This is a genomic window from Uniformispora flossi, from assembly GCF_049534875.1.
GTDB classification, from domain to species: Bacteria; Actinomycetota; Actinomycetes; order Streptomycetales; family Streptomycetaceae; genus Yinghuangia; species Yinghuangia aomiensis.
In genome coordinates this window covers 101,111-127,229 of record NZ_JBMULZ010000013.1, presented here as the reverse complement: position 1 = coordinate 127,229, position 26,119 = coordinate 101,111, and the positions used below count along the sequence as shown (strand labels likewise).

General features: G+C 72.0%; 23 protein-coding genes. 14 read left to right on the top strand and 9 right to left on the bottom strand.

Annotated elements, in window-relative coordinates; genetic code table 11:
- Positions 1 to 28: 28 nt before the first annotated feature.
- A complete protein-coding gene (katG, locus tag ACPA54_RS26065; RefSeq protein WP_423533680.1) occupies positions 29 to 2,218 on the top strand; it encodes a catalase/peroxidase HPI in 2,190 nt (729 codons plus the stop codon).
- 100 nt (positions 2,219 to 2,318) lie between these two features.
- Here katG and ACPA54_RS26060 read toward each other — a convergent pair whose 3' ends face one another.
- Together ACPA54_RS26060 and ACPA54_RS26055 are read right to left on the bottom strand one after the other, a co-directional pair.
- Positions 2,319 to 3,152 carry a ferritin-like domain-containing protein gene (locus ACPA54_RS26060; protein WP_423533678.1) on the bottom strand — a complete coding sequence of 278 codons (834 nt, stop codon included), beginning with the start codon at positions 3,150 to 3,152 and terminating at the stop codon, positions 2,319 to 2,321.
- The gene (locus ACPA54_RS26055; RefSeq protein ID WP_423533677.1) at positions 3,149 to 3,949 is read right to left on the bottom strand and encodes a ferritin-like domain-containing protein; all 801 of its coding nucleotides are present in this window, start codon (positions 3,947 to 3,949) and stop codon (positions 3,149 to 3,151) included. The genes ACPA54_RS26060 and ACPA54_RS26055 overlap by 4 nt, the downstream gene beginning before the upstream one ends.
- A gap of 224 nt (positions 3,950 to 4,173) precedes the next feature.
- Here ACPA54_RS26055 and ACPA54_RS26050 point away from each other — a divergent pair, with 224 nt between their 5' ends.
- From ACPA54_RS26050 to ACPA54_RS26030, 5 genes are all read left to right on the top strand, one after another.
- Positions 4,174 to 5,151 carry a hypothetical protein gene (locus ACPA54_RS26050; protein ID WP_423533675.1) on the top strand — a complete coding sequence of 326 codons (978 nt, stop codon included), beginning with the start codon at positions 4,174 to 4,176 and terminating at the stop codon, positions 5,149 to 5,151.
- Positions 5,152 to 5,338: 187 nt separating this feature from the next.
- A complete protein-coding gene (locus ACPA54_RS26045; protein WP_423533674.1) occupies positions 5,339 to 5,947 on the top strand; it encodes a DedA family protein in 609 nt (202 codons plus the stop codon).
- A 343-nt stretch (positions 5,948 to 6,290) separates the two neighbouring features.
- Positions 6,291 to 7,433, top strand: a complete 1,143-nt coding sequence (locus ACPA54_RS26040) for a carboxylate-amine ligase (RefSeq protein WP_423533672.1) — start codon at positions 6,291 to 6,293, stop codon at positions 7,431 to 7,433.
- Positions 7,421 to 9,214: an N-acetylglutaminylglutamine amidotransferase gene (locus tag ACPA54_RS26035; RefSeq protein ID WP_423533670.1), complete on the top strand. Its 1,794-nt coding sequence runs from the start codon at positions 7,421 to 7,423 to the stop codon at positions 9,212 to 9,214. Before ACPA54_RS26040 ends, ACPA54_RS26035 begins: the two co-directional genes overlap by 13 nt.
- Positions 9,215 to 9,255: 41 nt before the next feature.
- On the top strand, positions 9,256 to 11,166 hold the full coding sequence (locus ACPA54_RS26030; protein ID WP_423533668.1) for a S9 family peptidase: 1,911 nt from the start codon (positions 9,256 to 9,258) through the stop codon (positions 11,164 to 11,166).
- A 227-nt stretch (positions 11,167 to 11,393) separates the two neighbouring features.
- On the opposite strand, the gene ACPA54_RS26025 is transcribed toward ACPA54_RS26030, so the two are convergent.
- On the bottom strand, positions 11,394 to 12,680 hold the full coding sequence (locus ACPA54_RS26025) for a serine/threonine-protein kinase (RefSeq protein WP_423533666.1): 1,287 nt from the start codon (positions 12,678 to 12,680) through the stop codon (positions 11,394 to 11,396).
- 217 nt (positions 12,681 to 12,897) lie between these two features.
- Here ACPA54_RS26025 and ACPA54_RS26020 point away from each other — a divergent pair, with 217 nt between their 5' ends.
- Positions 12,898 to 13,302 (top strand): STAS domain-containing protein, encoded by a 405-nt coding sequence (locus tag ACPA54_RS26020; RefSeq protein WP_423533664.1) that lies wholly within the window; start codon positions 12,898 to 12,900, stop codon positions 13,300 to 13,302.
- 58 nt (positions 13,303 to 13,360) lie between these two features.
- A complete protein-coding gene (locus ACPA54_RS26015; RefSeq protein WP_423533662.1) occupies positions 13,361 to 13,735 on the top strand; it encodes a VOC family protein in 375 nt (124 codons plus the stop codon).
- A 137-nt stretch (positions 13,736 to 13,872) separates the two neighbouring features.
- On the opposite strand, the gene ACPA54_RS26010 is transcribed toward ACPA54_RS26015, so the two are convergent.
- Positions 13,873 to 14,631, bottom strand: coding sequence for a PaaI family thioesterase (locus tag ACPA54_RS26010; protein ID WP_423533660.1), 759 nt, complete (start codon positions 14,629 to 14,631; stop codon positions 13,873 to 13,875).
- A 337-nt stretch (positions 14,632 to 14,968) separates the two neighbouring features.
- On the opposite strand from ACPA54_RS26010, the gene ACPA54_RS26005 reads away from it, so the two are divergent.
- The gene (locus tag ACPA54_RS26005; protein ID WP_423533658.1) at positions 14,969 to 15,430 is read left to right on the top strand and encodes a universal stress protein; all 462 of its coding nucleotides are present in this window, start codon (positions 14,969 to 14,971) and stop codon (positions 15,428 to 15,430) included.
- Between the two features lie 68 nt (positions 15,431 to 15,498).
- Entirely contained in the window at positions 15,499 to 16,398 is a 900-nt protein-coding gene (locus ACPA54_RS26000; RefSeq protein ID WP_423533656.1) for a universal stress protein, read from the top strand.
- Between the two features lie 244 nt (positions 16,399 to 16,642).
- On the opposite strand, the gene ACPA54_RS25995 is transcribed toward ACPA54_RS26000, so the two are convergent.
- Complete coding sequence (locus tag ACPA54_RS25995; protein WP_423533654.1) at positions 16,643 to 18,031, bottom strand: NAD-binding protein; 1,389 nt, start codon at positions 18,029 to 18,031, stop codon at positions 16,643 to 16,645.
- A 547-nt stretch (positions 18,032 to 18,578) separates the two neighbouring features.
- Between ACPA54_RS25995 and ACPA54_RS25990 the strand changes: the two genes are divergently transcribed.
- The gene (locus ACPA54_RS25990) at positions 18,579 to 19,670 is read left to right on the top strand and encodes an outer membrane protein assembly factor BamB family protein (RefSeq protein ID WP_423533652.1); all 1,092 of its coding nucleotides are present in this window, start codon (positions 18,579 to 18,581) and stop codon (positions 19,668 to 19,670) included.
- A 303-nt stretch (positions 19,671 to 19,973) separates the two neighbouring features.
- Here ACPA54_RS25990 and ACPA54_RS25985 read toward each other — a convergent pair whose 3' ends face one another.
- The 3 genes from ACPA54_RS25985 to ACPA54_RS25975 form a co-directional block, all read right to left on the bottom strand.
- Complete coding sequence (locus tag ACPA54_RS25985; RefSeq protein WP_423533650.1) at positions 19,974 to 20,735, bottom strand: restriction endonuclease; 762 nt, start codon at positions 20,733 to 20,735, stop codon at positions 19,974 to 19,976.
- Positions 20,736 to 20,928: 193 nt separating this feature from the next.
- A complete protein-coding gene (locus ACPA54_RS25980) occupies positions 20,929 to 21,195 on the bottom strand; it encodes a hypothetical protein (RefSeq protein ID WP_423533648.1) in 267 nt (88 codons plus the stop codon).
- 344 nt (positions 21,196 to 21,539) lie between these two features.
- Positions 21,540 to 21,680 carry a hypothetical protein gene (locus ACPA54_RS25975; RefSeq protein WP_423533646.1) on the bottom strand — a complete coding sequence of 47 codons (141 nt, stop codon included), beginning with the start codon at positions 21,678 to 21,680 and terminating at the stop codon, positions 21,540 to 21,542.
- A gap of 16 nt (positions 21,681 to 21,696) precedes the next feature.
- Here ACPA54_RS25975 and ACPA54_RS25970 point away from each other — a divergent pair, with 16 nt between their 5' ends.
- The 3 genes from ACPA54_RS25970 (at position 21,697) to ACPA54_RS25960 (ending at position 25,694) form a co-directional block, all read left to right on the top strand.
- Positions 21,697 to 22,059, top strand: a complete 363-nt coding sequence (locus ACPA54_RS25970; RefSeq protein ID WP_423533644.1) for a hypothetical protein — start codon at positions 21,697 to 21,699, stop codon at positions 22,057 to 22,059.
- A 165-nt stretch (positions 22,060 to 22,224) separates the two neighbouring features.
- Positions 22,225 to 23,340, top strand: coding sequence for a tyrosine-type recombinase/integrase (locus ACPA54_RS25965; protein WP_423533642.1), 1,116 nt, complete (start codon positions 22,225 to 22,227; stop codon positions 23,338 to 23,340).
- On the top strand, positions 23,340 to 25,694 hold the full coding sequence (locus tag ACPA54_RS25960; protein WP_423533640.1) for a tyrosine-type recombinase/integrase: 2,355 nt from the start codon (positions 23,340 to 23,342) through the stop codon (positions 25,692 to 25,694). Before ACPA54_RS25965 ends, ACPA54_RS25960 begins: the two co-directional genes overlap by 1 nt.
- Here ACPA54_RS25960 and ACPA54_RS25955 read toward each other — a convergent pair.
- The gene (locus ACPA54_RS25955) at positions 25,687 to 26,067 is read right to left on the bottom strand and encodes a hypothetical protein (RefSeq protein ID WP_423533639.1); all 381 of its coding nucleotides are present in this window, start codon (positions 26,065 to 26,067) and stop codon (positions 25,687 to 25,689) included. The two genes, ACPA54_RS25960 and ACPA54_RS25955, sit on opposite strands and share 8 nt — an antisense overlap.
- Positions 26,068 to 26,119 lie beyond the last annotated feature (52 nt).

The window sequence follows — 26,119 nt, the reverse complement described above, 5'->3', positions numbered from 1 at the left end:
GAGCACCGAGACAGGAAGAAGGGCGGACGTGTCCCAAAGCGAGAGCGAAAATCCGGCGATCCCCTCACCCACCCCCGCGCCCACCCGGCCCAAATCGAACCGGGACTGGTGGCCGCAGCAGCTGGATCTCCAGGTCCTCCGCCAGCATGCTCCCCAGCCGGAGCCGCCGGGCGGGGACTTCGACTACGCGAAGGAGTTCGCGGACCTCGACGTCGACGCGCTGAAGCGGGACGTCTTCGCGGTGATGACGACGTCCCAGGAGTGGTGGCCCGCGGACTACGGCCACTACGGACCGCTCTTCATCCGCATGAGCTGGCACGCCGCGGGGACCTACCGGATCGCCGACGGCCGCGGCGGCGCGGGCGCCGGCGCGCAGCGCTTCGCCCCCCTCAACAGCTGGCCGGACAACGCGAGCCTGGACAAGGCGCGCCGGCTGCTCTGGCCGGTGAAGCAGAAGTACGGCCGGAAGATCTCCTGGGCCGACCTCCTGGTCTTCGCCGGGAACTGCGCCATGGAGTCGATGGGGTTCACGACGTTCGGCTTCGGCTTCGGCCGTCCGGACGTGTGGGAGCCGGAAGAGATCTTCTGGGGACCGGAGGACACCTGGCTCGGAGACGAGCGCTACAGCGGCGACCGGGAACTCGCCGGCCCGTTCGGCGCGGTCCAGATGGGGCTGATCTACGTCAACCCGGAGGGACCGAACGGCAACCCGGATCCGCTCGCCGCCGCGCGGGACATCCGCGAGACCTTCGCGCGCATGGCGATGAACGACGAGGAGACGGCCGCGCTCATCATCGGCGGCCACACCTTCGGCAAGTGCCACGGCGCCGTCGACCCCTCGTACATCGGCCCCGAGCCCGAAGCCGCCCCGCTCGAACAGCAGGGCCTCGGCTGGCGGAACTCCTACGGCACGGGCAGCGGGGGCGACGCGCTCACCAGCGGCCTGGAAGGCGCCTGGACCTCCGCACCGACCACATGGGACAACGGCTACCTGGACAACCTGCTCCGCTACGACTGGGAACTGACGACGAGCCCCGCGGGCGCGCACCAGTGGACCCCCACGGACCCGGCCGCCGCCGACACCGTGCCCGACGCCCACGACCCGGCGAAGCGGCACGCGCCGATGATGCTGACGACGGACCTGTCCCTGAAGCTGGACCCGGTCTACGCGCCGATCGTGAAGTCCTTCCACGAGAATCCGGCCAAGCTCGCCGAGGCCTTCGCCAAAGCCTGGTACAAGCTGCTGCACCGTGACATGGGACCGCTCTCGCGCTACCTCGGCCCCTGGGTCGCGGCGCCGCAACTGTGGCAGGACCCCGTCCCCGCGGTGGACCACGAGCTGGTCGGGGACGCCGACATCGCCGCCCTCAAGGCCCGGGTCCTCGACGCCGGGATCCCCGTCCCGCACCTGGTCGCGACCGCCTGGGCGTCGGCGGCGAGCTTCCGCGGCACGGACAAGCGCGGCGGGGCCAACGGAGCACGCATCCGGCTCGCCCCGCAGAACAGCTGGGAGGTCAACGACCTGCCCGAGATCGCCGGCACCGTACAGGCCCTCGACCGGATCCGGCAGGAGTTCGACGACGCCCAGTCCGGCGGCAAGAAGATCTCGCTCGCCGACCTGATCGTCCTGGCCGGGTGCGCCGCCGTCGAACGGGCCGCAAAGGACGCAGGACACGACGTCACGGTCCCGTTCGCGCCCGGGCGTACCGACGCCTCGCAGGAGCAGACGGACACGGAGTCGTTCGCCGTCCTCGAACCGCGCGCGGACGGGTTCCGCAACTACCTGCGGCAAGGCGAGAAGCTGTCGCCGGAGACGCTGTTGCTGGACCGCGCCAACCTGCTGACGCTCACCGCATCCGAGATGACGGCCCTCCTCGGCGGCATGCGCGTCCTGGACACCGGCTTCCGGCAGTCCTCCCACGGCAGGTTCACCGACCGCCCGGGGACGCTGACGAACGACTTCTTCGTCAACCTGCTCGACATGGGCACCGAGTGGAAGCCCTCGACCACGGCGGAGAACGTCTACGAGGGCCGGAAACGCGGCACCGACTCCGTCACGTGGACCGCCACCGCGGCCGACCTCGTCTTCGGTGCGCACTCCCAACTCCGTGCGATCTGCGAGGTCTACGCGTCCGAAGACGGCGCCGCGTGCTTCGTGCGCGACTTCGTGGCCGCGTGGGACAAGGTGATGAACCTCGACCGGTTCGACCTGCACTGACCTCGCGCGGGCCGGCCGGGGTCACCCCCGGGCGGTCCGGGACACCGTTGCCGGTGTCCTGGACCGCCCGAGGGGTGCCCGGGCCGGGGCGCCGGATCGCTCAGACGGTGAGGTCGTCGGTCTTGGCCGCCTTGTCCACAGGCAGGAAGTCCGCCGGGACCGGGTATTCACCGAGCAGGTAGTGCAGGGTCGCGGCGTGCATGGCCTCCACAGGGGCGATCGTGGCGGCCGTCTCGATCCCCGCGGGGGCGGTGACGTTGAACTCGGCGAACAGGTACGTCTGTGCGGCCTGGTCCTCCAACTGCAAGGCGAGGCGCGCCACACCCGGGATGTCGGTGACCTTGCCGAGCGCGTCGGCAACCGCCGCCTGGCTCTTGAGCGGCACGCCGGTGATCGGCGGTTTGCCTGCCTGGGTGAGGACGTTGTTCCACACCTTGGCGTGGTCGGCGTGCTGCGCCATGGCGGTCGTGGCGAAGTTCGCGACCGCGGGCGGCACCGTCCCGAGCTTCCCGGCGCCGGCCGCCTGCACCGCCGCCTGGTAGGCACCCACCGCCTGGTTCTCCAGCGCGACCGCCAGAGCGACGACGAGCAAGTCGCCGGTGTACGTACCCGCGGCGGGGGCCGCCTGCCCCGAACCGGGCGCGGTCGGCGTGGACGGGGTGGAGGATTTGCCGTTGTCGCTGCTGCACGCCGCCAGTGCGAAGGCGCTCAGTCCGACCACGCCGACGCCGCGCAGGAACCGGCGTCGGTCCAGGGCCGGCTCGGACATGGCTGCGGTTGCCCTGGACGGCTCCCGGATCTGCTCGGACAGCTCGGCCGCCGCCGCGTACATGTGCGGCAGCGTCGCGCGGTGTACTTCGTCGACCTGCGCGGTGAGCGCCCGCAGTTCGGCCTCGGAGCCCTGGAACGCCTCGGGCTTGCGGTTGCGGCTCACTTCACGGCCCCTTCGGTGATCGGGGAAGCGTCCTTGGTCGGGTAGAACGCGTCGGGGAACCCGACGGACCCCGCCGCCGCGGGCAGGGCGGCGGCATCCGGCGGCAGCTTGATCTGCGCCGCGAGATCGGCGGCCAGCAGCGCCTGGACGGCGAGCAGAACCGCCTTGTGCTGGGCCTCGACCGGCGCCACCGATCCGAACAGCTGCCGCAGCGCGGGGTCGGACACCTGCGAGACGTTCTTCGTGTAGGTCTGGGCGGCGACGTCCTCCAGCGTGATCGCCAGCTTCACCACGTCCGCCGGGCCCTTGATCGTCGGCAGGGCCTGCTGCACGATCGCGGCGTACTTCGGGTCCGGGCCGGTCTGCTCCTTGCCGCCCGCCTTGACGGCGGCGGCGTTGAACGCCTGTGCGTGGGCCCGGTGTTGGGCGGTCGTCTTGTCGATGAACGCGACCACGACCGCGTTCCCGCCCTTGATGAACGGCAGTCCCGCGGCGGTGGTGTAGACGTTCACCGCGAGGTTCTCGATCGACGCCGCGGTCTGCAGCGCCATCACGTCGTCCGCGGTCGCCGCCGCGGCACGGGAGTTGCCCAGCAGCACCGCACCCGCGGCGGCTCCGCCCAGGATCCCCGGGCGCCACCAGCGCCGCGTCCGCACCGGCCGGCCCTCGTGCGCTTCCTGTGTGTTCTCGTGGAATTCCTCCAGCGCGGCGCGGGTCGCCCGCGTCGCGTCGCTGTGCAGGTCTTCGGACTGCTCGGTCAACTCCGTCAGCAGCCGGGTGTCGATGGATTTGCCCACCGCCGCGGCTCCCTTCGTCCCACCCGCCGAACGCGGGCACTCGGCACGGCATTCGCAGCGCCGGCCCGCGCGGCTTGGTCCGGTCGGGAAAGTCGCCACCGGATCACCTGATCGAGTGAATCGCCGGCGATCCCGCGTGCGCCGGCGCTGCGTGAGCATCGGCGATTTCGGGCACGTGCCCCCACGTCGCCCGCACGCACGGAGGCCGCAAGGAGGTGGTGCGCATGGCACGCCGTACCGAGTCCGATGCCGGCGACCGCTTCGACGCGGTCGCCGACGACCTGTACGGCCTGCCGCCCGCCGATTTCACCAAGGCCCGCGACGCACACGCCGTCGAGGCCCGCAACGACGGCGACCGTCCGCTTGCGGAGCGCATCCGGGCGCTGCGGCGGCCGACTCTCGCCGCGTGGGCGAGCAACCTGCTGGTGCGAGCGCAGCCGGACGAGGTGCGCGGTGTCCTCGAACTCGGGGAAGCGCTGCGCACGGCACACCGGGACATGGACGGCGCGCGGCTCCGTGACCTGTCCGCCCAGCAGCGCACCCTCACCGTGGCACTGGCCCGGCAGGCCCGAGCCCTCGCCGCCGACGCCGGGCAGACGTTGAGCGACCAAGCCCTGGCGGAAGTGCGCGACACCGTCGCCGCCGCCCTCGCGGATCCCGACTCCGGCACCGCCTGGGCATCGGGGCGGCTGGCGCACACTCTCACGCCTCCGGCATTTCCCACCGTCGCCCCTGAAGGCATCGCACGACGCTCCGACCGGCAGAAGCCGGCGAAGGCGCAACCCGCGGCACCCGGCAAGGTCCGCGATCTCGGCCGGGCACGGGCGCGACGCGAAGCCCGCGAACGGCTCGCCGCGGCACGCCGCGCCGCCCGCGAGGCCGCCGCGCACGCGACCCGACGCGAACGCGCCGCCGAGACCGCCCGTACCCGAGCGCAGGAAGCCGGCCGACGCCATCAGCAGGCGCGCGACCACCTCGCCGAGCTGCGGCGCGACCTCGCCGCCGCGGAACAGGCCCGACACGATGCTGCCGACGCCGAGCGCCAGGCCCGACACGAGGCGCAGCACGCCGAGCGCGAGGTGGCCGAGGCCCGCCGCACCGCCGACGACGCCGCCGCCCACGCGGAACGCCTCGCGGCGGAGACCGACGACACGGGGGACACCGACGACACGGGGGACACCGACGCCCCGAACGCCAGGTGACGCCCGCTCGGCCGGTGCCACCTGCCGCTGCCCGAACATGCGGGTCAATCGGGTGCGGGGCGCGGTTCACCGGCCGATCGGCGGGTAACTGCCTGGCGCGTCCGGGCGTTGCGTTGAGCGACGAACGCCGGGACCCGCGTGATGCGCGGGTTTGCCGGGACGACGGCCGATAGTCGGGTGAGCGGGTATGCACAGCGTCATTGACTGGCTCAGGGGATTGTCGGGCCCGCTGGTGTACGCCGTCGTGGGTGCCCTCGTCTTCGCCGAGGACGCGCTGTTCCTGGGCTTTCTGCTGCCCGGGGAAACGGCGGCGGTGGTCGGTGGAGCCATCGCGTCCGGCGGGCGGGACGTGCTCTTGGTGCCGATGATGGCGGTGGTGTCGTTCGCCGCGATCGCGGGCGACAGTGCCGGATACGCGCTGGGCCGTCATTTCGGGCCTCGGCTGCTCCAGGCCGGGTGGGTGGAGCGGCACCACGATCGCGTGGAGCGTGCGCAGGGCGTGATCGCCCGGCGGGGCCCGTACGCCGTGTTCCTCGGCCGGTTCGTTGCGGTGCTGCGTGCGCTGGTCCCGACCTTGTCGGGGGTCGCGCGCATGCCGTACCGCCGCTTCCTGGTCTTCAACGTCCTCGGCGGCGTCCTCTGGGGCTGCGGATTCGTGCTCCTGGGATACGCCGCGGGGGCAGCGTACGACCGAATTGCCCGCGAGGTCGGCGCGGTCGCCGCCGGACTCGTCGCCTTGGTGGCCGTCGTCGCCTTGGCGGTATGGGCCTGGCGGCGGCACCGACGCAACGAGTAGATCCGGCGTCGCACCGACAGCGAGATTCCCGTGGGGAGATTTCCCCGCGTCGAAAAAACGCGTGTTTCGCCGCGACCGCATCGGTTATGACGCGCGAGACTCGTCCCTTCGCTCCCTCCGCATTCCGTGCTCCTGCCGCCGGCGGCTTTCCGCCACCACGGAAATCAAACCCTGCCGGCCTCCCGATTTCCCCCTGACCTGCGGTGTTGTGACGTCGGTCGACGATTTGTCGATGGGCGGCAGGCATGGTTGCGTGGCGACGGGGCAGTTTCGTGGCACATCGGGCCGCAAGGCGCGTCCCAGCCGACGAACAGTCGGTGACATCCGCAAGGAGCAGAGAACCGTGCGCTTCAGAATGGGCGTGGAAGAGGAATTCCATGTAGTGGACGCGGAAACCGGGCTCCTCGTACCGGAGGCACCGGTTCTGCTCGACGACCTGCCCAGCGATCGCTTTACCGGGGAATTCCAACTGGGCGTGATCGAGTCGCAATCCGGAGTGCACGACTCTCCCGCCGCGCTGAGGGCGGATCTGGTCGGCACGCGCCGCACCCTCGACAAGGTCGCCTCGCAACGCGGGCTGACGGTGGTGGCGGCGGGAACCGTGCCGCTCGTGCCGGCGAGTTCGCGCGGATTCGGCCCCGACATCCGCTACACCGAAATGGCCGGCGAATACCAGGCGCTGGCCGACGAGCAGTTGATATGCGGCGCCCAGGTCCACGTCGACGTCCCCGACCGGGACACCGCCGTCCGCGCGATGCCGTGGCTTTCCCCCTGGCTGCCGGTGCTGCTCGCGCTGTCCGCCAGTTCCCCGTTCTGGCAGGGCGCCGACACCGGATTCGCCAGTTGGCGCACGATGGTGTGGCAGCGCTGGCCCAGCGCGGGGCCCGCCGGGACGTACGCGTCCGCCGCCGAGTACGACGCCGCCGTCGACGACCTCATCCGCTCCGGTGTCATCACCGACGCCGGCATGATCTACACCGACGTCCGGCCCTCGGCCCACCAGAAGACCCTGGAACTGCGCATCTGCGACGCCTGTCCCGACGTGGACACCGTCGTCCTCGTCGCCGCGCTCTTCCGCGCCATGGTCGTCGACGCCTGCGAAGCCGTCGCCCGACGGGCTCCGCTTCGCCCGGTCACCCACGAATGGCTGCGCGCGGCCACGTGGCGGGCCGCCCGATCCGGCCTGGAGGGCGACCTCCTCGACCCGACCACCCTGGAGCCCGCGCCCGCGCACCGGGTCGTCTGCAGCATGCTGAAGCACCTGCGTCCGACCCTGACGGCGTTCGGCGACTGGCATTCCGTCGCGGCCGCCACCGATGCCCTCCTCGCTTCCGGCAGTGCCGCGCGGCGGCTGCGCACGGCGGCCTTCGACAGCTCGTGGCGCGACATCGTCGGGCTTCTCGCCGACCTGACCCACGCCGCCGAAGACGAGTACGAGCCGCGTCCATCCGCACCGATCACGGAGGCAAACACATGTGTGGCATAGCCGGGGAAATACGCTTCGACGGAGGACGACCGGACCTGGCCGCCGTCGAGCGCATGACCGACCGGCTCGCCGCGCGCGGACCGGACGGCCGCGGCATGTGGTCGCAGGGCGCCATCGCCCTCGGACACCGCCGCCTGGAGGTCATCGACCTGTCGGAGCGCGGCGCGCAACCCATGACGGACGCGCACACGGGGCTGACCGGCGTCTTCAACGGCTGCATCTACAACTACCGTGAACTGCGCGCCGAACTGGAGACCGCAGGGCACCGGTTCTTCTCCACCTCGGACACCGAGGTGATGCTCAAGGCGTACCACGAGTGGGGCCTCGCGTTCGTCGACCGGCTCTTCGGCATGTTCGCCTTCGCCATCGCCGAACACGCCACCGGGCGCCTCGTGCTGGGGCGCGACCGGCTCGGTGTCAAACCCCTCTACATCGCCCCCCAATCCGGCCGGCGCAGCGGGGGCCTGCGCTTCGCGTCGTCCCTGCCGTCGCTGCTGGCCGGCGGCGGTGTGGACACCTCGATCGACCCGGTGGCGCTGCACCAGTACCTCACGCTGCACGGCACAGTTGCCGCTCCCCACACCATCCTGGCCGGGGTGCGCAAACTCCCGCCGGCAACCGTCCGCGTGGTGGAGCCGGACGGGAGCGAACACGACACCCTGTACTGGCAACCGCGGTACGAGCGCCTGCCCGAGCACGTCGGGATGGGCGCCGACGACTGGCGGGACGCGCTCATGGGCGCCCTGCGGACGGCGGTGCGCCGCCGCACCGTCGCCGACGTCGAAGTGGGCGTGCTGCTCTCCGGCGGACTCGACTCCAGCCTGATCGTCGCCCTGCTCGCCGAACACGGCCAGGACGGCCTGCAGACCTTCAGCGTCGGCTTCGAAGCCGAAGGCGGCGAGGAGGGCGACGAGTTCGTCTACTCCGACATGGTCGCCCGCCAATTCGGCACCGACCACCGGCAGCTCCTCGTGCCCTCCGACCGGTTGCCGGAGGCCCTGGAGGGGGCGGTGTCGGCGATGAGCGAGCCGATGGTCAGCCACGACGTCGTGGCCTTCCACCTCCTCGCCGAGCAGGTCTCCAAGTACGTCAAGGTCGTGCAGAGCGGCCAGGGCGCGGACGAGATCCTCGCGGGCTACCACTGGTACCCGGCGCTGGCCGCGGTGCCGCGCGACGAGGAACCCGAGACGTACATGCGCACCTACTTCGATCGCCCGCACGGCGATCTGGCGCGCATGCTGCAACCGCACATGCGTGGCGCCGACGCCTCGGGCGACCTCGTCCGCACGCACATGGCCGCGCCGGGGGCCCGGACGGCGCTCGACGCCGCGCTGCGCCTGGACACGCACGTCATGATGGTCGACGACCCGGTCAAGCGGGTCGACAACATGACCTCCGACTGGGGGTTGGAGGCGCGCGTCCCCTTCCTCGACCACGAGTTCGTGGAACTCGCGGCGGCATGCCCGCCCGAACTCAAGCTCGCCCAGGGCGGCAAAGGCGTGCTCAAGGACATCGGGCGGCAGGTCCTGCCCCGGGAGGTCGTCGACCGTCCGAAGGGCTACTTCCCCGTCCCGGCCATCCGGCACATGGCCGCCCCCGTGTTCGAACGAGTCCGGGACGCCCTGTCGGCCCCGGCGGCGAAGAACCGCGGCATCTTCCTCCCGTCCTATGTGGACGAGTTGCTCGCCGCCCCCGACCGGCATCGGACACACCGGGGCGCCAATGCGCTCTGGCAGGTCGCGCTGCTGGAAATCTGGCTCCAGGCCCACGGAATCGACTGAGCGACGCGACGGCCCCCCGAGAGGAGCACTGACGGAGGAACATGCGACAACCGCACGATCTGGCCGCGGATACCCGTCCCCGCGTGGTGCGGCTTGCCGACGCCGCAGCGGACGGCGGCACGGTGCGGACCACGGCAGCGCACCGGTGCCTGGAGCCCGCGGCCGCCCCGACCGGGGGAGCCGTCGCCTTCATCTGCGACCGCGCCGGCGTCCCCCAGCTCTGGACGGCCGCGTCCGCGGGAGGGCCGGCACGGCTGCTGGACGCAAGCCCGGATCCGGTGACCGAGGTGTCGTGGTCCCCGGACGGCGAATGGATCGCCTACACCACGGCGCCCGGCGGCGGGGAGCACACCCGGGTGCTGTGCGTCCGCCCCGACGGGACGGAACGGCGCGCGGTGGCCGGGGCGGTCCCCGGCCAGACCGCCCACCTGGGGGCCTGGCGCCGGAAAGGATCCGCGTTGGCCGTCACGGTGGCCGCCTCGCAGGTACGGGACCCGGCGTACCGCGGCCTGGCGGTCTTCGTCCTGGACCCGGCCGGGCTCGCGGACCCCGAGCTGCTCACCACCCAGGCCCGCGCGTCGTCGCTCCGACTGTGCGACTTCAGCCCGGACGGGCACCTCGCGCTCCTGCGCTGCGGCCCGCGCGGCCATCGCCGGGCCACCGTGCTCGACACCCGGACCGGAGCCGTCGCCACGGACCTCCCGGCCGCGGACGGCGACCCGTGGATCGGGCGCTTCTCCGCCGACGGCAGGACGGTGTGGCTCCGCAGCGACGCCGACCGCGAGTTCGCGGCGCTGCACGCGGCCCGGCTCACCGACGAAGGCACCTGCACGTACGTCGCGGTCGCGGCCGAACGCGACGGCACGGACCTCGAGTTGCTGTATGTCGACGACGACGGGCGGAACGGCGTCCTGGTGTGGAACGTCGACGGGCGCAGCGAGGTCGAAACCGTGGCCCTCGGCACGTCCACCGTGGGCGTGCGGAGCCCGGTCGCGATCCCGCACGAGGTCGTCACGAAGGTCACCGAGCCCACCGAGGGCGGCCGGTTGCTCGCCGTGTCCGGTTCCGCCGCTCGGCCCGGCGTCTGCGCGTACCCGCCGAACGGTGGCACGGCGGCGATGACGCCCTGGTCGTCCCGGGACCCGGCCGCCTCGCCGGGCGGCCATCCGCCGGTCCGTCCCGAACACCTCCGCTTCCCGGCGCGGGACGGGCTGCCACTCGACGGCTGGTACTACCGGCCGCCCGGCGAGGAGCAGCCGGGTCCGTGCGTCGTGCACCTGCACGGCGGCCCGGAGTGGCAGGAGCGCCCGGTGCTCAATCCGATGTACCAGGCCTTGACGCAGCTCGGCATCGGCGTGTTCGCCCCCAACGTGCGCGGCTCCTCCGGGTTCGGCCGCTCGTTCGTCGAAGCCGACCACGGGGAGGGGCGGTTCGCGGCCATCACCGACGTCGCGGACTGCACGTCGCACCTGATTCTGCACGGCATGGCCGACCCGAACCGCGTGGCCGTGATGGGACGGTCGTACGGCGGCTACCTGGCGCTGGCGTCGCTGGTCTGGCACCCCGACCTGTTCCGCACCGGCGTCGCGGTGTGCGGCATCTCCGACTTCGCCACGTTCTTCGCCGGCACGGAGTCCTGGATCGCGGAGTCCGCGGCCGCCAAGTACGGCCACCCCGAAGACGACCGCGACCTGCTGCGCCGCCTGTCACCCATGACCCGCATGGACGCCTTGCGCGTCCCCTTCCTCGCGGTGCACGGCGAGCACGACACCAACGTGCCGCCGGGCGAGTCCGTCCAGGCCGTACAGGCGGCCCGCGGACGCGGCATCCCCGCGGAACTGCTCGTCCTGCGCGACGAGGGCCACGAGTTCCTCCGCGCCGGAAACCGCGCCAGATACCACCGCGCGGTGGGTGAATGGCTCGGCCGCCATCTGGTGCCCATGCGGGCATGACCGGGCGCGCCATCGAGGTACCGCCGCCCTGCTCGGCCAACGCCCGGATCGCGGTTGGCGGACATCCGTGGTCGCTCGTCACCACGCGCGGAGGCCGGCCCAAGGTCCACCGACCGGCCCGGTAGGTCGCGGCGGCCGCAACCCGGGCAGCCGCCGACAGCGTCGGCGGGCTCGCTGCCCGCCGAGGCCGTCGGCGTCAATCCTCGCCGGGCGTAGCGCCGTTCGCCCTACTTCCTGGTGGGCTTGCCGCCCTTTCCTTTGTCGGCGCCGTAGGCGTTGCCTTTGTCGCTGCGTCCGGTTTTGTCCGCGGCGGTGGTCGCGAGCGGGCGGGGTGTCGTGGCCCGCGGGCTCGCGACCGGCGGCGTCGCCGCGGGTGTGGTCGGATCGCCGGTGGCCGACGGTGCGGAGCGGGGGAGATCCGCGACCGGTAGCGGTGCCGGTGGCGGCTGGGTGCGGTCTGCTGCGGGGGCGGAGCCGACGCCGAGGACGAAGGGCACCGTCGCCCCGCCGGCCCCCAGCGCGAGCCCGGCGGCCAAGGCGAGGGCCGGAGTGCGATGCCGCCGCCTGCGCACCGCTGGCGCTGCCGACGTTTCGGACGCGGCCGACGTCGCGGCGGGACCTGAGGCCCCGGTGCCGACCGCGACCGTCGCGGGCGACTCGGCGGCGTGGGTCACCTCCGCTCCCTCGGACGCGGCGGCGGCTTCCAGGAGGCGGACGCATTCGGCGGCGTCGGGGCGGTCGGCGGGTTCCGCGTGGGTCATGGCCTCGATGGCCGACGCGAGCTCCGCCGGTGCCCACGGTGGGATGCACGGCGGACGCAGGGCGCGGGCCGTTCCCGCTGCCAACGGACCCCCGGGGTACTCCTTTTCGCCTTTCAGGGCTTCGAGGAGGACCAGGCCCAGGGCGTGGATGTCGCTGGCCGGGCCCGAACCCCGGCCCAGGAGCTGCTCGGGGGCCAAGTACGGGATGGTGCCGATCAGGGTGCCGGGAGCGGAGCGGGTGGGCTCGTCCACGAGACGGGAGATCCCGAAGTCCGCCAGGTAGGGCGCGTCGTCGAGCCCCACGAGGACGTTGGACGGCTTGACGTCGCGGTGGACGACGCCGGCCGCGTGGACGTGCGCCAACGCCGACGCCAGCCGTGTCCCCAAGCGCGCCACCCGGTCGGCGGGCAACGGGCCGTCGAGGATGTGCTCCCGCAACGTCACGCCTTCGACCAGCCGCATGACGACATAGACATGGGTGGCCTGCCTGCCGACATCGTGGACCTCGACGAGCGCGGGATGCGCCAGACGGCCCAGCAATTCCGCTTCCTGGCAAAACCGTTCCGGTGTCACCGCGCAGGCCCCGGGCCGGAACACCTTGACCGCGACATCCCGCCGCAGCCGCAGGTCCACGCCGCGGAAGACGTCCGCGGTCCCGCCCGCGCCCAGCGGCTCCGCCAGACGGTACCGATCGTCGAGCACCACGCCGCTGCGCGGGACGGGGGGCGGTATTCGGCGAGGCAATGCCGTCATGCTCTCTCCCTGCGTGTCCCGGCCGTGCCTGGGTCCCTACCCGGGTGGGCGCACCGCATGCCCGCGAGATCGGCGACACGACCGGGCGCGTCGACGCATGTCCACCGTCGGACCGGGCATCGGGAGTTGGGAGCCAGGCCGCGGCGCGGCCGGGCCGCGGACATCCGTCCTGGCGGCCGACCGCGGGTCGCTCCCTCGCCGAGTCGAGGAAGGTCTGATGGACACCAGGCAGCTCACCCCCACGAACCGGCCCTTGATCGGCTCCGGCCCACAAGGCCGTGCGGTGCTCGCCCCCGCCGGGGAACTCGACGAAGCGGCATCGGCCGTGCTGCGCGCGGACGCGTGCGGCCTGGTCGCCCACGGCCACCGGAATCTGGTCGTCGACCTGTCCGCGGTCACCTTCTGCGACGCGTGCAGCCTCAGCGCCCTGATCGGCATCCGACGCCACGCCCTGGAGGCGGGCGGATCTCTGGTGCTGGCTGCCGTTCCGGACCAGCTCCGCGAACTGCTGAGCCGCACCGGCCTGGACACCGTGCTCACCGTCCATCCCACCGTCCACGACGCCCTGGCCCACCCCGGCCGACCGCTTGCCGCCCCGCCGCATGGGCACGCCCCGGTGTGAGGAGCGCTTGGGGCGGGCTGGGAACCGCTGACGGCATCAGGACACAGCGAGGTCATCCATGCAGATCAACGCCCTCATCGTCGACGCCGCCGACCCGGAGCGACTGGCCGCGTTCTGGTCCGAAGTGCTCGGCAGGCCGGTGGTGGGCCGCGGCGGCCCGTACGTGTGGCTGCGCCGGGAGAACGACCTCGGCCTGGGTTTCCAGAAGACCACGGATTCCAAAGCCGGCAAGAACCGCATGCACGTCGACATCGCCTCGCCCGACCCCGCCGCCGAACAGCAGCGGGTGGAGGCACTCGGCGGACGCCGGCTGGAGCAGTACGCCGACGGGGGCTTCTTGGTGATGGCCGACCCCGAAGGCAACGAGTTCTGCATCATCCCCGACACCCCCTTCGAACTGGACGACGAAGGCCGCGCCCACTACCTCCCCTGACCGGCGCGACGGCAGCTCACACCCTGTCGACCGCGCGCCGCAACGCCTGCGCCGTGTCCGTCACGGCTCCGGCTAGCGTGCGATCCCGAACGGGACGTCCCGAATGCGCGGCCGCAGTGCCGTGCCGACAGCCGTCATCAGGCCCGCACGGTGCCCTCGGCCGCCGCGGACTGGGGGTTCCGGCTCCACAGGCTGCGCATCTCGGGCGGGGCGATGAACACGGCCGTCGCCTCGGCGGTGACCTTGCCGTCGGCCAGGATCTCGCCGGTGGCGAAGCTCTTGCGGCCCTCGCAGTGCGTCCAACGGGCCCGGATCTCCAGGGGCACGTCGTACGGCGTGGCGGCCCGGTAGCGCACGTCGAGTCCGGCGGTGAAGCCGGGTACTCCCGCGGCCGACGTCGCCAGGCCGAGTACGTGGTCGAGGAGCGTGGCCACCACGCCGCCGTGCGCCCGTCCGGGCGGGCCGCTGTGCGCGGCGGTGAGCCGGCAGTCCGCCACGACCTCCACGGACCGCGGCTCGACCGAGTCGTCGAACGCCTGCGTCGCCATCTCGGGGGTCTCCCGGAAGACCAGCCGCGGCGCCTGCGGGTTGAGCAGCCCGGACCCCGCCTGCGTCAGCTGGTCGATGCGGCCTTCGGAGGTGCGGACGAACCGCACGACCTGGTCGTGCGTCGCGGCCCGGAGCAGCTCCGCGGCCCGGCTCACCAACTCCGCGGCCTCGGCCCGTACCTCCGGTCCGACATCGGTACGCACCGTCGCCTCGACCAGGTCCCGGATCCGCTCGACCAGATCCAGCGAGGCGTCCGGAACGTCCGCGACCTCGGGAATGCCGCCCTCGGCAAACCGCTCGAACGCCGCGGCGAACACCGTGGCCCCGTTGTCGGCCGGTCCAGCCATCGACGTGCTCCCTTGCTGCGGCACGAGCCCTTCGAGGGCCGCACCATTTACATGACCATGACAAGTAAATCCGGTCGATCATACCGCTGACCGCCCCGCCGCCCCCGCCCCGGTGACCCCCGGCGGTGACCCCCGGCCCCGCTCCGGGACAGGGCCGAACGGCTCCTGCGCCGACGGCGGCCTGTTCGGATGATGGGGGCAGTGGGTTCCGCGGCCGCCCGCTCCCCGGTGGCGGCCCCGGTGCTCGCATCGCAGGGTGGGAAAGCGGGGTGGGAAAGGGGCGGGCGGTCGCAGGCGCCGCCCGGACGCCCCGCCGCGGGATCGCCGAGGAGCGGCCATGGACAGCGACGAAGACCCGAAGGTCCGGGAAGTCCCCTCCGAGCACCTGGCCGCGCACCGGCACGCCCGGATCGTGGTGGGCGTGGACGGTTCGTTCGGCGCCGAAGCGGCGTTGCGCTGGGCGATCCGGGAAGCCCGGGAGCGCGACCTGGTGCTGGACGTCGTGGCGGTCTGGGAGGACCTCGCGGGCGAGGCCGGCGACGGCCACCTGGCCGTCGCGCGCGAGCGGCTCGACCGCGCGTTGGAGCACGTGCTGCGCCGCCGCGACCTCCCGAAGCAGGTGATCACCGCCCCGCTGCACGGGGCGCCCGGCCTGCAGCTCGTGGAGCGCGCCCGGGAGGCGTCGCTACTGGTCCTCGGCACCACGGGCATCAGCTCACCGGAGATTCCCGGCGGCATCGGCCTGTACTGCCTGCGGAACAGCAGCGTCCCGGTGGTGTTCGTGCCGAGTGCGCCGTGACGTGGCACTTCCCGGGTAGGCCGTGACGTGGCACTTCCCGGGTACGCCGTGACGTGTGGGAGATGGTCATGAGTGAAGCCCCAGGCAACCAGCCGGTGGTGGCCGGCCTCGACGACGACGGGGAGGCCGGACGACGGGCGGTCCGGTGGGCCGCCCACGAAGCCGCGCTGCGCGGCAGACCGCTCCACATCGTGCACGCCCTCGACTGGCCGCCGGTCGTCGACCCCGACCCGGCGCATGCCACGCCCTGGGAGGAATGGCGCGCCCGGTTCCGGGACGAGGGCAGGCGGCTCCTGGACGGGGCACGCGAACTCGCCTCGGCCGCCGAGCCGGGCCTGGCCGTGACCGGCGCCCTCGTCGACGGGAAGCCGAAGACGGTGCTGACGAAGGCCACGGCCGGCGCCGCCTTGGTGGTGCTCGGTTCGCGGCGGCTGTCGTCGTTGCAGGAGGCGCTGACCACGGGCGGCGGCGTCGCCGTCCCGGTCATCGCCCATGCGCGGTGCCCCGTCGCCGTCGTCCGGCAGTCCGGACCCGACAAGGCCGGGGCCGGGCCCGTCGTGGTCGGGTTCGACGGGTCGCCGGGTTCGGAGCGGGCCATGGCGTACGCATTCGAAGCCGCGGTCGCGCACGGTGCCGAGGTGCTTGTGGTGCGTGTGTGCCACATGCCGATGACGGTGGCCGGGGCCGTTGCCGCCGAGGCCGCCATGCGGGACGCGCTCGCCGCCCTGGAGCACGAACTCGCGCGATGGGCCGAGAAGTACCCCGACGTCCGGGCGCGCGGCGAGGCCGGATTCGGCCACCCGGTGCGCGTGCTCGCGGACGTGTCCGGCGATGCGCTCTGCCTGGTCGTCGGGACGCGCGGCCTCGAGGGCTTCCGCGGCATGCTCCTGGGTTCCGTGGGCGGCGGCCTCGTCCACCACGCCGAATGCCCGCTGGTGGTCGTGCCGGGGGACCGGGACCGGGCGTAGACAGGACGCGCGCCGACGTCCGAGGTCCGCCCGGAAAGCCCGGAACGGGCGCCCCCGCTGGACAAGGCGATGCGCGCCGAGAACATCGACAGCGCCCACGAGCTGATCAAGCGCCTGGAGTGTGATGCCGCCGGAGCCCCGCGGCCGGTGCCGGACCGGGACCACGCCGCGGCCGCTCCGCCCACGGATATTCGGAAGGCGGCGGAACCTGCCGCGTTCTGGTGCGGACACGCAGACGACCCGATCACGCAGCGCCTGTTCTGCCGGCGATCCCGGTGGGGGTGCCCGGCTGGAGATGCGGGCAGAGGTCGCGGGTGGTGAGGGGCCAGTGGGTGAAGGTCGCGTCCGGGCGCTGCAGGTAGATCTCGTGGTGGTGGGCGATGACTCCCCGGGTGGGCTCGTCGAGGAGCCGGGCGAGGACGTAGGCGGCTGCGAGGCCGGTGACGTCGCGGACGGTTCCCATCGGGAGAAGGGAGCGGGTTTCGGCGATGGCCTCGTGGTCGCCTGCGCGGATGACGACGGGGGTCGCCGGTGCCACGCCATGGGCGGCGATGGCGACCGCGATGTTGTCGAGGTCGTCCGAGCCGACGGCGGCGAGGGCCCGGGCTTTGCCGAGACGGAGGTGTTCGAGGACCGCCCGGTCGCCGCCGTGGCCGGTCATGACCGGGATGCCGAGGGAACGCGCGAGGCGTGCGGTGGCGGCGTGCGGGTCGCGTTCGACGCCGACGACGGGGACACCGTGGCGCCGGAGTTCGGCGCAGAGTCGCATCCCGACCTGCCCCATGCCGACGACGATGACGTGGCCGCTGCGGGGCAGGGTGCGCGGTCCGATCAGGCCGATGAGCCGCGGCCCGAGCATGCGTTCGATGACCCCTGCGGTGAACAGCGCGCTGAACACGAGGGTGGCCAGCATCGCCGCGCTCGCCGCCAGTTGGTAGCCGTGCGCGTCGTCGGGCGCGGTGGCGGGGCCGACCGCGGCGACGACGCGGGTGGCGTGGAAGAGCGCTTCGGCGGGGTGGTGGCCGTGGCCGACGAGCCACGTCCAGTCGCCGAGGAGTACGCCGAGGATGCCCAAGAGGCCGATGACCAGCAGGCGGGTGCCGCCGTCGTGGGGACGCAGCTGGCCGGCGAAATGGCCCAGGCGCCGGCGCAGTCGGGTGGGGTGGGATTGCCAGGGGCCCGCGTGCGGGCCGGTGTCCCGCACGGTGACGGCGCGTGTGCCGAGCGCGGACTCGTGGTGGACGGCGGCGTTGGCGGGGTCGATGCAGGGGCCGGCGAGGGCCGGGGCGGCGAGGTCGGCGGGGGAGGTGACGTCGCATTGCGGAAGCAGGCGCCGGAGTTCGTCGGCGACGGTACGGTCGAAGACCGTGACGGTGATGGCGGCTTGCGGCGATATGTGGGCCACGGCAAGGGCGTAGCGCAGGGCGGCGACGTCGTCGTGCAGGAGGATGGCCACCCCGTCGGGCGCGTCCCGGAGCGCGGCGCGCAACTCGCTGTCGCGCGGCTCCTTGAGGTGGTGGACGGTGTGGTTGCGGGCCTTCGAGGACGCGCACACGCGGCGGGCGAGGTTGGTCTCGCCGATGACCACGAAGGTGCGGGCCGAAGTGGGTGAACCGGGTCGTGTGGTGGTCACGATGGGTGGGGTCCCTGAGGGTCGGAGACTGAGCCGTCAGGGCAGCACGGAGCGGCGGACGGCGCGCGCGGTGGGAGTCGTGATGACCCTAGAGGGTTCCCAAATGCGCGAATAGCCAGTCGGCGTCCGCTCTCGTCCCGAACGCGTAACCGGATGGGAATGGTGCCGGGGACCCACCCGCACACGTCGCCGCGGTCCCCGTGCCTGTGGGAGGGCAAGCCTGTCCCGCCGCTCGGCGAAATAGGCGGCGCCACTGCACTGTTCGCCTCGTCCGGCTGGGACGGTGGTGTGTCGAGGGGATACCGTCCGTGCTTTATCGGACACGATGGCTCAGAGGGTGCCTGTGCATTTGGGCGGGGACGAAGCTGTTGTCACGGGGAGTTGAGTTGGTGTGGTCGTGAAGCGTGGGTCGTTACTGGCTGTGGGCGTGGCCATGAGCGTGGCCGTCGTCGGATGTTCCGATTCCGGTGGGGGGAGCCCGAAAGGGGCCTGGCCAGGCGGCTCGTCCGCGGCCGGCACGCCGACCGCGGCCGCGTTCCCGGGGGATGTGCCGCCCGGCGTACGCGGCGAGCCGGTGTGGTCGGCACAACTGTCCGGCAGTGGTGCGGTTGCCCGACCCGTCGGATCGAGCGTCGCGCTGATCACGCCGCACGACGACGGCAGCACCGTGGAGTTCCGCGACGCGGCGACCGGAGCCGGCCATGCGACGGTCGAGATGCCCGACAAGCCGGTCGCGACGACGTGGCACGGCCGTCCGGCGTTGGTGGCCAAGACCGTGAAGAAGACTCCCTCCGACGGGATTTCACCGGAGAAGACCGCCTGGCTGATCGACGCCTTCGACGAACAGGGCCGGCCTATCGCCCACAAGGAAGTCCCCGGCCGGGACGAGCCGCGGATCGTCGACGGCCGACAGATCGTCCAGGAGAAAGGGAAGGGGGACAGCCCGGGCGCCCTGGTGATCAGCGACGCCGGCGGCGACGCACCCGCTTGGCGGATCCCCTGCAAGGGCTACTCCTGCATGGACGACGATGCCACCGTCGCCGCCGGCGTCGTCGTCCACCGCCGAGACGGCGCCAAGTCCACGGACCCCGACACCCTGACCGGATTCGACGCCGCCACCGGCACCGTCCTGTGGAGTACGCAGAACCTCGCCCGGCCGGCGGGGGCGACGCCCGCCGCGGCCCCGGAGGTCGTCGACCAGGACAGCGGGAAGCTCGTCGTAGCCTGGCACGAGGGCGAATCGGGCACACCCCAGCCCCACACCGTGACGTACACCGTGAACGATCCCGCCACGGGTCGGCTGCTGACGACCGGCCCGAAACTCGCGAGCCGGCACATGTCCGGTCTCGCGAGCACCGACGGCACCGTCCTCGTGGTCGCCACCACGGCCACCACCGCAGCCTGGGAGACGGGCACCGGCAAACTGCTGTGGCAGCAAACCGAAGACGAGAAGCGCTTGGCCCCGGCCGCCGTCGTCGGACCCGTCCTGTACTCCGGAGACCCGTCGGTGGCGGTCGACTTGCGCACGAAAGCAGTCCTCCAAAGCGCAGTCGCGGAGATACCCCGGCCGGTGGGGCCCGGTCACGCCCTCGTGGTCGTTTCCGGGAACGTCTACGTCTTCGCCGTCAAGCAGAGCTGACCACCCGATCACAGGACGAGAGGCACGAAGCGCCGGCGGACCGAACAGGACCTGCTCGCCCCTCGTCCGACCCCGGGTGCACGCGCACCAGCGGGTGCACCGTGCGGATGCCGTTGCCGTGGAACGCCCGCATGTCGGCGCTCGGGCCGTCGCCGCGGCGATCGGCAGGGTGTTCTCGTGCACGGTGGTCAGGTTGTCGACGAGGTTGCGGAGCGGTTCGGACAGCGTCGCCCACGTTGATCGGGACGAGGGTGTGGGGCACGGTGGCGGCCGGTCGGACCTCGTGAGCGGGTGGCCGGAGCGTCACAGGGGCGGGGGCGCCAGGTCGGGGACGGCGGCCACGATCGTCGTCAGCGGGGTTCCGCCCATCCACGCGCGGAGGGCGTCGCGGTCGACGAGGACGATCGCCTGGGACAGGGCGAGTTCGGCGGCGGGGGCGGTGAAGCGGCAGGTGGTCACGAAGACCGCGGCGTCGGCACCGTGGACCGGCCGTGCGGTGCCGACGAAGCGCTGCATGTCCGGGCTGCCCACGCTGCGGTCCGGCGCGTAGCGCTTGCACTGGACGACGACCAGGCGCCCGTCCGGAAGGTACCCGGTCACGTCCGCGCCCAGGTCTCCCGCGCCGCCGTCGACCCGTACGTCGGTGCACCCGTCGCGAGCGCACAGCGCGGCGACGTGCCGTTCGAACTCCGGGCCGTCCATGGCGTCGACGACCGCCAGCGCGCGGGCGAGGCCGCGGGAGGAGGTGCGGCGGGGCAGGCCGCGTCGTATCCCGTCGCGCAGGCTGTGCAGGCCGACGGCGAGGACGACGACGATGCCGGCCGCGGCGGCGATGCCGAGGAGGGTGTGCCATGCGCGCAGGAAGGCGGCCACGCCGGCGGCGAGGCAGAAGACGACGGTGAGTTGGCCGTACAGCCGGGCCAGCCGCGGGCTGGGGTGCGCCGGCGTGCGACTCGGCCGCGGGCCGGAGCCTGCCGCCGCGGCGGCCGTACGCCGCGCGGTGCGGCGGGTTCCGCGGCGTCCCCGTCGAACGTGGCCCCGGGCCGAATGACCGATGGTGCTCATGTACCGCCCCTTTCGTCCCCGACCGCGGCGCCGCCGCCGTCTTGATCATGGAGCGCTTCCCCGGAAGCGCCTTTTGACACAGACGAGTTGGGCGGACGCGATATTCGGGCCGGCCATTGCCGTGGGGAACCGGCTCGGCTGCCTCCTGGCCGGGAAGTTCCCGAGCACCGCGGCCGTCCGGGACGAAGCCCGCTTACGCCGTGCTCCCACGCTCCAGCAGGGACCGCACCGGCATGCCGGTGACCTTGTGCCAGCCTGCCGAGCCGTACGCCACCTCGACGGCAGGCGCCGTGTCCGGGAGGCACCGCCAGACGACGAGGGCCCCGCTCGGATCGATCTCGTACTTGTACTCCACCGGTGCCTCGGACCCCACGACGTCGTTGAAATTGACCGGGGGATCGGTCATCGGGGGCGGCATCTGGGAGTTCGGGCCGGGCGTCAGGTACACGGACACGCTCATGGGGGGCCTCCTGTTGTGCGATTCCCTCCTTCGATCGTCTGCCGGGGCGTCCGTATGCGCATGCGGACGCGTTTCCCCGGGGTCGCGCCCTTGTGCGGTCAGCCGCCGGGACGGATCTCGACCAGCGCACCGCATTCCGCCGCCACCCAGACTGATTTTGTTCATGGGAACCGAGAGCACCTCGACGGGGGTTTTGGTGCGCGCCGGGATTCGCCAGGGGTGACGTTCACGAGTTCCGAGAACACCTGCCCTCTTGCGTTGCGAGCATGGGAGTGCTCGGCGTGGTGAGGGGGCGGTGTGCCTCGGGATTCGAAGGTCGATCTGTATGCGGCGATCCGGCGTGACTATCGCGCGGGGGCGACGAAGCGGGCCTTGATGCGGCGGTACAACGTCGGTTGGGCTGCGGTGTCGAAGGCGTTGGATTCGGCGTGGCCGCAGCCGCGGAAGCCGATGCCGCGGCGCCCGACGCGGTTGGACCCGTTCAAGTTGGCGATCGATGGGATGCTGCGGGCAGATCTGGATGCGCCGCGCAAGCAGCGGCACACTGTGACGCGGATCTTCCACCGGTTGTTGGACGAGTACGGTGCCCAGGACATCTCGTATCCGATGGTGCGCCGGTACGTGGAGGAGCGCCGCCCGCAGATCCGGGCCGCCGCCGGCCTCGGCGTCGACGAGGTGTTCATCCCGCAGTCGCACCCTCCCGGGATGGAGGCCGAGGTCGACTTCGGGGACGTGAAGGTGTGTCTCGGCGGCGAGCTGGTGACGTGCTTCCTGTTCGCGTTCCGGTTGTCGTACTCGGGCAAGTCGGTGCACCGACCTATTGACCGCACTAACGGCGTGTCCTGTGTGAGGTTGGCCGGGTAGTCCAGAACGCTCCGTCCGAGGTGTGATCGCGCGGACGGAGTACTGGTGGAACAGCAACAAGTAGTGCCACAGCGGGACGTGTCCGGGCTCGTGGTCGCCAGGGCTGGGAGCGTGACGGCGACGACCGATCCGACGCTCCCTTGGGAGGTACGCGACGATGTCGGGATGCCGGTCGAGCCGGTCAGCGAGTTCTTGCGGGAGTTGTTGGCGTGCGGGAACAGCCCGGCGTCGTGTCGTTCCTACGGCTACGACTTGTTGCGGTGGTTCCGGTTCCTCGCGGCGGTCGGCGTCGTGTGGAGTCGTGCGCAACGGGTGGACGTGCGGGACTTCGTGCTGTGGCTGCGGACCGCGCACAACCCGGCACGGGACCGGCGACGCGCAAACGCACCGGCTGCTGGCTCGGTGAATCCGCGTACGGGCAAGCCGTACTTGTCCGAGGGCTATGCCCCGGCCACCGTCAACCACGCCCTGTCGGTGATCTCGGCGTTCTACGACTTCCATCTGCAGACTGGGGAGGGGCCGGTGGTGTCGCCGGTGCCACCGCAGTCGCGGTCCGGCCGCCGTCCGAACGCCCACCACAACCCGCTGGAGCCGTTCCATCCGCAGCGCCGCGGCGCCTACCGGCAGAAGCAGCCTGATCGACCGCCCCGGGCAGTGCCCGACGATGTGCTGGACGAGGTGTTCGCGCGGCTGGGGTGCAACCGGGACCGGGCGATGTTCAGCATGTTCTTGTCCAGCGGCGCGCGGGCGTCCGAGCTGCTGGGCATGGCCGTGGGCGATGCTCACCCCGGCGACGGCCGTATCTACGTGCGGACCAAGGGCCTTGGCGGGATCAAGCAGGCGTGTCCGGCAGCACCGGAGGCGTTCGCGTGGATGGCTGTCTACCTCGGTGAACTCCTGGACGCGGGGCACCGGCCCGAACCGGACGAGCCGTTGTGGTGGACCAGGCGTCATCCGCTGCGGCCCTTGACCTACACCGCGCTGCGGGCCGTCCTGACGCGGATCAACGACCGGATCGGGGCCAACGTGAGCCTTCACGATCTGCGGCACACGCTCGGTTTGCGGCTGATCGCCGACCCCAACGTGACCCTCGTCGACGTCCAGCAGGTGATGCGGCACCGGCAGATCACCACCACCGGCGGCTACCTGCGTCCGCGGACCGACGAGGTGATCGCGAAGGTCCACGAGCACTACACGCGCCCGAAGCCGGCGCCGCAGCCGCTGCACGGCTGGTCCTACGACCCGCAGGACCTGGCCGACGTGTTCGGCGGCAACGGCTGATGGGCAGCCGGCACGGCAAGGTGGCCCGCACGCCGGTCAGCCCGCGTGATCCACGCGTGCTGGCGGGCCTGCCGTCGGCACGATCGGCGGGGACGGCCGCTTCGCCCGGGCGGGCTGCCGCGACGCGGGCGCAATTGGGCACGCTGGCGGAAGCGCTCCTCGACCAGCCGTCCTACCAGCAGCGGTGGAGGCAGAACCTGGCGCTGACGCGCGTCCTGGACTGGTTGGAGACCTTCCCGGGCGAGGACTGGCAGGACCGCTGGTTGCTGAGCGGGGCCGAAGACCAGGGCAGCCGATGGGGCCCGCAGGATCTCACCCCCGCGCTGCGGAACCGGCTGACGGCCGGGCTCGGGATCATGATTGCGCTGCGGGCCGTCCGCCCGTCCTACGCCTGGCTGTCGCGCAGCAGGCTGCTGGGCGTCTACGCGTCGTTCCGACGCCACAACCAGGCCGGCACCTTCGCCGACGTCGAGCGGTACGCCGCTCGCCACCAGGGGCACGAGTACGCGGCCGAGGCGGTGAACGTGCTGACCCGCATGGTGATCGTGACCGGCAAGCCGCTGCGCGAACTCGACCTCGCCGACTTCGGCGAGTACACGGCGGCCCGCCAAGCGTGCGGCAGCAAGGTCGCCGCACTGCCGATGGCCTACGACCTGTTGCGCGCGGTCGGCGGACTGGAGGACCTACCGCCGACCCTGCGGGAGGCCCAGGCCCGCGGGCAGATGTCGGTGGCCGAACTCGTGGACCGCTACCCGGTCGCGAACAAGGAGATCCGCGACGTCCTGGTGCACTACCTGGTCGAGCGTTCCGCCGCGCTCGACTACGGATCGCTGGTCAACCTGGTCCAGGTGCTGGTGGACCTGTTCTGGCGCGACCTGGAACGCCACCACCCGGGCATCTGCTCGCTCCATCTGCCCGGACCGGTGGCCCAGGCATGGAAGCAGCGGATCCGCACACTGCCGAACGGCCAGGCCCGGCGCACCTTCCACTCGGTGCTGCTTGCGGTCCGCGCGTTCTACCTCGACCTGCTGCAGTGGTCGCTGGAGGACCCCGCCCGTTGGGCCCGGTGGGCCGCACCGTCCCCCGTCGGCGAGGCCGACATCCGCGGCTACATCAAAGAGACCCGGCGCCGCCAGGCCCGCATGCAACAACGGACCCGCACCCTCATTCCCGTGCTGCCGCAGCTCATCGCCGCCGCGGAGGACGAACTCGATGCGGCCGGACGGATGCTGTCCGCTGCCCGTGACGCCGCAGCCGGCGAAGAGTTCACCATCGACGGCCAGCGTTATCGACGCACCGGTCGGGGCTCCAGCACGTGGCGACCGAGCGCGCTGTTCGTCACCCCTGCCGATCAGCCCGGCCCCCGCTTCGACGCGGAACGCCTGGAGGACAACGCCTTCTGGACCTTCGCGGCCATCGAGGTGCTGCGCAGGACGGGGACGCGCATCGAGGAGCTCCTCGAACTGACGCACGTGAGCCTGCGCCAGTATCAGGCCCCGACCGGGGAGATGGTGCCGCTGCTGCAGGTCAGCCCGTCCAAGACGGACGCCGAACGGGTCATCCCGGCCGCCCCGGACCTGGTCGCGGTGCTGGCCCGGATCATTCGCCGGATCAAGCGCGACGGCACAGTGCCGCTCCTCAGCCGCTACGACGGCTACGAGCGCACCTTCGGCCCGCCGCTGCCGCATCTGTTCCAGCGCACCACCCACCACCAGCTACAGGTCATCCCGCCGGACCGCATCCGGGAACTCCTCGCCGGCCTGGCCCGGCGGGCAGGCATCACCGATGTCGACGGCACCCCGCTGACGTTCACCCCGCATGATTTCCGAAGGATTTTCTCCACGGAGACCGTCAACGGCGGACTGCCCATCCACATCGCGGCGAAGCTACTGGGACACCTGGATCTGAATACCACTCAGGGGTATGTCGCGGTCTATCCGGAAGAGGTGATCCGCCACTACCGCCAGTTCGTCGACCAGCGCCGGACCCATCGGCCGAGCGAGGAATACCGCGAGCCGACCGACACCGAATGGGACGAGTTCCGGGACCACTTCAGCCTGCGGAAGGTCGCGCTGGGCCGATGCGACCGTCCGTATGGGACACCGTGCCAACATGAATCAGCGTGCGTGCGCTGCCCGATGCTTCACATGTCGTTGAACCAGGTCCCCCGACTGCTGGAGATCGAACGCAACACCCACGAACGACTGGACGAAGCCCGACGGCTGCAATGGCTCGGCGAGGTCGCCAACCTCCAAGAAAGCCTGCGGCACATCGCGGACAAGAAACGCCAGGCCGAACGCCTACGTCAACAACAAGCAGATCAAGGCGAGTTGCGGGAAAACGCACTCAGCTGATCGAGCCCTTGCCGGCCCTCTCCGGGAGCCCCCGGTGGCGCTCACGCCACAGCGCTGCCGCCCGGGAATCCTCCACGAGCACCCAACTGTCGAAGTCCTCGCGCACGAAGCCGTGGTCAAGGGGCATGAGCCTGATCTGCGGACGGTCGTCCATCCACCAGATTTCGAAGTCCGTCGCCGTGCCGACGGCGGGCCAGCGCGTCGCGTCCCGCGCCAGCATGAGCACGTCGACGAAGCCAGCGACGGCAAGCCCCAGGTCGATACCGATCCCGGTGACGCCGGGACGGTGAACCCACGCCACTGTTCCGGCGAGCCGCTGGCCCAGCCGAAGCTGTCCGCGCAGTTCGTCCCAGTCGTTATCGAGGGAAGTCATCCCAACCATCTTCCCGTATTTCCCCTCGGGTTCTCCATCGGCCCTGTCAGCG